The sequence below is a fragment of the Nostoc sp. 2RC genome, from assembly GCF_014222165.1.
Taxonomy (GTDB): Bacteria; Cyanobacteriota; Cyanobacteriia; order Cyanobacteriales; family Nostocaceae; genus Nostoc; species Nostoc linckia.
Map to the genome: position 1 here is coordinate 1 of NZ_JACKZU010000454.1, position 5,919 is coordinate 5,919.

Consider the following 5,919-nt stretch of genomic DNA (forward strand, 5'->3'; position numbering starts at 1 on the left):
ATGTTATTATAATTAATTTTTTGATAGATTTCGGTTACTGTTGTTGTTGTAGTTTGGAGTTTATTAGTAGAAGACCTGAAACAAAACTGTGATTTCCACATATCACAATTTTGACAAGCTGAACGATTAGATAACTGGTTAAGGATTAAATCACTTCTAAGCTTTTGAAATAGATTTCCAGACCAAATTTCTTGCAAATTTTGTTCATTATAATTTCCCAGGCTTTCGATGCTACCATCAAAACCAAGCCTAAATAAAGTTTCAATGCAGTAATAGATTCTACCATCTGGTAAAACTGCCATTTCTGTAAACGGAAATAGACAAGGCCAACGTCCTTGAGCTTTATTAATATAATACTGGAGTGAATTGTCGATTGTATTATTAGTGGTTTTTAAACGCATATTTGTCTCTTGATATTGAGCTAAATTGAGGATTAATACACCATCAGCTTTAGCTAACCAACGTTCTTTAAATTTTTGTTCTTCTTCGGGTGTAACATTTGAATTGCGAACAAAAGATGTCCTAACTTCACAAGAAATATCCAAGCGATCGCGCAATTTCATAAAGTTTAAAACATTTGATTCAACTGTGTTGAGATTACCTCCTCTAATTTTCAAGTATGTCTCTGGTTCAGCAGCATCAATACTAACATCAAGGCTAGTTAATCCTGCTTCTAATAAAGCTTGAGCTTTATTTTCATTTAGTAATTGACCATTAGTAGTTAGATGAAATTTGGGAACTCCAGATTCCCTAGAAAGTTGAATAAAATCAACAATATTGGGATGAAGGATTGGTTCTTCAACACTACCAACACTAATTGCAACTCCGGCTTTTCCACATTCTTTTGCTAACTTTTCCATCATCTTCCAAGACATCATCTTTTTGTCTTTGAAGAAGTTTGTTGTATGTGTTGGCTTGAGCAAAGGACTGTGATAGGGACACATTACACATTTGAGATTACAGCTATTTCCAATAATTGCTCTAATATATAATGGTTTGATAGCTATTCCATAATAATCGGCAAAATAATGTATTTGCTCATCAATATCAATTTGGGAAATATAGGTAAATGGTATTAGTCCTGAAAAATTAGCTTGAGTTTGAGTTTCTAGTCCCCACAGTGGTTGCTGCAAGCTATTGCTTAACTCATGGCGATATAAATAAGCGAGAGTGGGATATGGAGGTAAACCTAATTCTGCTAAAATTGATAAGGTAGGTCTAAAAGCAACTGGTCTTTTTATAGATTTAGCTGTTGCTAGAAGTTTTTCTATACTTTTTGGATGTAACGAAATACCATGAGCTGGTATCTCAAGTACCATATCTGGCATTTCATAATCAGTTTGTATTTGTTTTGGTAAAAGTCTTTGAGTATCTTTGATAATCATTATTAGACCTGTTTTGAAAATAATGTTAGCTAGTTAACTGAGTAACTGGGAAAGAAATATTTTATGCTTGCTGTAAATTATAATAAAAACCCAGCCATTGTTATGAGCATGGGTTAAGTATTTAATCAGTCACAGTGACAGAAAATTAATTGCCAATTTTTGCAAATCAAATATGCGTTATCTATAACCTTTGTAGAGACGTAGCTACGTCTCTACTAGATGTATGTTAAGTTGTAGTTACTGGAATAAATGGTACGGAAGGATAAGGATGTTCATTCTTATCATCTTGTATCCAATCTTCTAACTCCTCTTTAGTAACCGTTGCTTCTCCCAATTGTGGGCGAGGAGGAAAAGAAACGTAATACCTAAAAGCAAAAGGGGTTTCTAGATCTGGATCGCAAAGCTTACCAATGAAGGAACTTGGATCGATATGAAATTCATAATAAGGACTGATTATAGTTTCATCATCTCCAAGTTCAACAATATCAAACATAGGAGAAAGATATTTGTTTGTATTGTTAATCCTCTCTTCACCAAAGACTGCCACCAGTAACTCTGCTGTTTCATCAAAGGGTGGTTTACCTTGACTAAGCCATTCTCTGGGATTAGCCCTGAACAATTTCTTTAAATTTGCGTCACATTTGTTATCATATCTATTTCCAATCCTTTTTAAAACTTTTTCGACTCCCAGTTCAGAGTCATCTCTCATAAAATACGTCTTTAATTTTTGTGCAATTTTCTTTTTATCTGGTTCTAATTCATCATCTGCCCATCGCCATATATAGGCAATAATTTGAGAAAGTTGTTTACCTTGTTGCCAGATACGTAATGGTCTTGTTTGTTGTGTCATTGGTATTGCTTCATTGATAATTCAAAGGACTATTGTTAGTGTTGTGAATTTGGTTACTTTTTACTCAAGTGCAACTTAGCGGTATGTAAGGATAGGGAGGTGAAAAATATTCCACACCTATTAAATAACTTTGATCGTCCTCGTTTTTTTGATAAAAGGGAAAGTCTCCATCTTCATCTTTAGCCTGAGACCATTTTGTAATATTTTCAAGAGATAGATTAATCTCAGAAGGTATGGGAGGATAAGGAATAGTAGCTTGATAAGCAATAGAAGAGTTTCCTGGGTCTACTTTTAGCTCTTTTATATCACCTTCAAATTTATTAAAAGTTACCTCAATACCATACTTGTGAACTATTTCACCCGTACTCAAAATAGGTTGACAAATTTGATGATAGTATGTTTCTCCATCTTGTTCTATTTCATAATATGCTTGACCTGCCATCAACAGACTCAAGGTAATTCCTTGCCATGCTTTACTACTGGGTAAAATCAAAAATCTTGTTTTTTGATTAGATTTATTATTTAATGGATAGTAGGTATCAAGGTTATTTGGTACAAAATTATCAGGAGAAGATTTTTGAGCAAAAAAGAAAATTTCTCTGGCTATTAAACCATCTAAAATATCAGAATCAATGTCATTCCATTTTCCATGAACAAATTCATACCACAGGTCACTTGTTTTCGCTTTTATGTAACAATGCCATGTCTTAGCAATTAGTTGGGATATTTTGCGGGTATGCAATAGAGTTCGGATTGGTTCGTAAAAATTATTGATTTCAATTGAGTGATTTTGTGAAGACTTCTCTATAAATAGAGCATCTATAAATACTTTCGGAAAAACTACTCCAAGAGAAGGTAGATAGCAAGCTATACTTTGATGATTAATATCGTCATTTATTGGGCTATAATCTCTTAAATTTTGTTGCGTTTTTTTGTCAAGGAAATATTTTTTAAATTCTCCTCTTTTTTTAGTTACTATTGTTGCTTCTATGTATTTACCTTCAGTTATTTTTTGACGAGGAGCAACCAAGAGAATCTGGTAATATGTTTCATCATCATACCACTGTCCTGGTTTGAGTAGATCTGTAGCTGTCAAGCTTGTTTCCATAATGATAATATGTCCTCTGATTTAGTATTAACGAAGTTGGTAAATTTTCAAGCCAAACTTTAAAAATTGTGAGGTTTATCCCAAACAATTTTTTGCACTATTTTTTGAAATAATTGTGCTTTCAGATCTAGAACTGTTTTTACAATATAATAGTCCGATTTGATTAATGGACTGAACTGTATAGGCAGGCAAGAGGCAATAGGCAATAGGTAACACGACATCAATAATTTGATATCCATTAAGGATAGAAAAACTGATGAATTTGAAATTTCAGACTTTGCATTAAACAATTCTGAATTATAAGCTCAACATTGTATAAAATGCATCGCTTTTAATATGAATTTTTGTGTTGATGCAATATAAAATTTTTTATCGAGAGAAAAATATGACATCAATCAATCTTTTTTTATTTCACTCACGAAGCAAAAGAGGCATAAAAAAGAGAACGCCAAAAATGACTTTTATAATAGTGGAAAAGAGGGTAAATGTACTAATAGGCATGGGTTCATGCTCAGTTGCAATCAAAGATACTAATACAAAATTGGTATAGGAAGTATTGTTTGAAATTTTGAGAACAGCTTTCTAGCAAAGGCTTTTAATCCAAAATTGGTATAAATTGGCCTGGGAGTGGGGAATAAAAATATTCTGTTTGAGAGCAACTCATTAATCCAAAATCTATCTTGCAAAATTAGAACGCCCCTAGTCGGCGCTCTAACTTTTTTGGATTTTTATGATGAATGAATAAAATTAATTATTATTTGTTTCAAAAATTAAATTCAAATTAGTTTAATTACTGATTAATAAATACTACCTGTCTTTTGTCATCAACAGAGAGAGATTGAAAGTATTGTCGATATAATTGAGAACTAGGTATTGCTTTATTGTTATCTAATTTAATCAATCCCATACTGTTTAACTTGTAAGCAATAATTGGCTCTAAAGGTACAGGTTCGCTAGAATTAATCGTATGATAAAGAGCGATCGCTAATTCTGGTTGTTCTTGCAAGACTGTTAAATGGCGCTGCAAATGGTGAGCATAAATTCCACTGGATGTAGGAGCAGTTTCTAGTAGTTGTACTAAAGTTATTTTCTGACAACTAAGATAATAAAGTGCAATGTGTATTAATGCTGGATGTCCCCCAACTATTGCCATTAATTGCTTTGCTTCTTCGTCAGACCACTTCAAACTATAACGTTGAGCTAATTCCCGCACCTGGTCTAAATCAAATTCTGGTAACTGAATTGGTAATCCAATATTGAAAGGAGACTGCTGGAGTTGCAAAGGAACATAAATTTCTGTTGAATGCACCACAATTAAGCGTAGCTTCTGCCAAATTTTACATCTTTTAGCTTCTTCAAACCACGAACGCAACAGGGGAAAAAAATCTTTTGCTACTTCGGGATGCTCAAAAATATAGTTGACTTCATCTAATGCTAAAACTAAGGAAGTGTTAATTTGATTTAGTACATAATTTCGCAAATAAAAAGTAGAACTCAATTTACTACCAAAATCTTTATTCCAATATTCATCTAATTTTTGTTCCATTTGAAGCTGTTGAGTAATATTAGCACATAGCCACCGCAAAAATAAATTAGCATCACTGAGAATTGTCCGATCCACTTGCTCAAGGCTCAAGCTAACCGTCCGATATCCTATACGTTCTACATAATCTAAAATTCTCAGTGTCAATGAAGTTTTACCCATTTCTCTTGGAGCTTTAATGCGTATTAATGCTCCTAGTTTGGTAATCTCTGCATAAACCGATTTCTGAATATTAGGATGTTCAATATAAAAGGAAGATTTCAGAGAAATTGAACCACTGGGATAACAAGGCAGTGCATCATCCTGTATATTCAAATTCAATTCTGGAGAATCTAGTTTAATTGACTTTTTTGTGGCTGTAGTTTGTTCTGTTATGTAAGATTCCAGCAGGATTCGACAATTTTTTTTATTAACCCGTCTGTCAAAAATCAAAGAAAGTTTGCGGTACAAGCGTGGAGCAACGACATTGGTAATATAACCACAGCTATATCTTTCCTGTTGAGCTATTTCTTCATAGGTTTTGTTATCATACACACCCTGTAAAACTATAATTTCTGTAGAATGGAGAGGGTCTTCTTCAATTTCCACTAGCTTACGGTTAACAATATCAACGAGCGAATTTATTGCCATAAAGTTTCAAACATTATTGTACTTTCTCTAAAATCAAAACTGGAAAATTTTAACCTCTGAAATTAGACCGATACCAAAGGAATTTTCACACTTACTTTTGTAGTAATTTTTAGTTCTGTATACTCAAAATTCTCTTTGTAAATTAGAGACAAAAGTGATTGAAAACATTAATTTTCCTCTTTTTTGCATTTTTTGTGTATGGATGAATTAAGAAATTAGAGTTGTTATCTTTTTGATTTTTCACAGATATTTTCACTAATCTGAAAATTGCCCTAATTTTCTGAGTATTACTTAATTTATAAATCATACCCTTTTTTATTAGTTATTATATTAAATATACTTAAATTAATATATATTAATTTAAGTATAAAATTACTTTATAAACTAAAAAAATCTCTAATCT

General features: G+C 32.4%; 4 protein-coding genes. All 4 read right to left on the reverse strand.

What is annotated here, in order from left to right; genetic code table 11:
• The coding region (locus GNE10_RS31115; protein WP_185569730.1) for a radical SAM/SPASM domain-containing protein at positions 1-1,385 on the reverse strand (1,385 nt) is incomplete at its 3' end.
• A 226-nt stretch (positions 1,386-1,611) separates the two neighbouring features.
• On the reverse strand, positions 1,612-2,235 hold the full coding sequence (locus GNE10_RS31120; RefSeq protein ID WP_099069411.1) for a hypothetical protein: 624 nt from the start codon (positions 2,233-2,235) through the stop codon (positions 1,612-1,614).
• 64 nt (positions 2,236-2,299) lie between these two features.
• Positions 2,300-3,331, reverse strand: a complete 1,032-nt coding sequence (locus tag GNE10_RS31125; RefSeq protein WP_221643054.1) for a hypothetical protein — start codon at positions 3,329-3,331, stop codon at positions 2,300-2,302.
• A gap of 802 nt (positions 3,332-4,133) precedes the next feature.
• Positions 4,134-5,516, reverse strand: coding sequence for an AAA-like domain-containing protein (locus GNE10_RS31130; protein ID WP_185569734.1), 1,383 nt, complete (start codon positions 5,514-5,516; stop codon positions 4,134-4,136).
• Between the last annotated feature and the right edge of the window lie 403 nt (positions 5,517-5,919).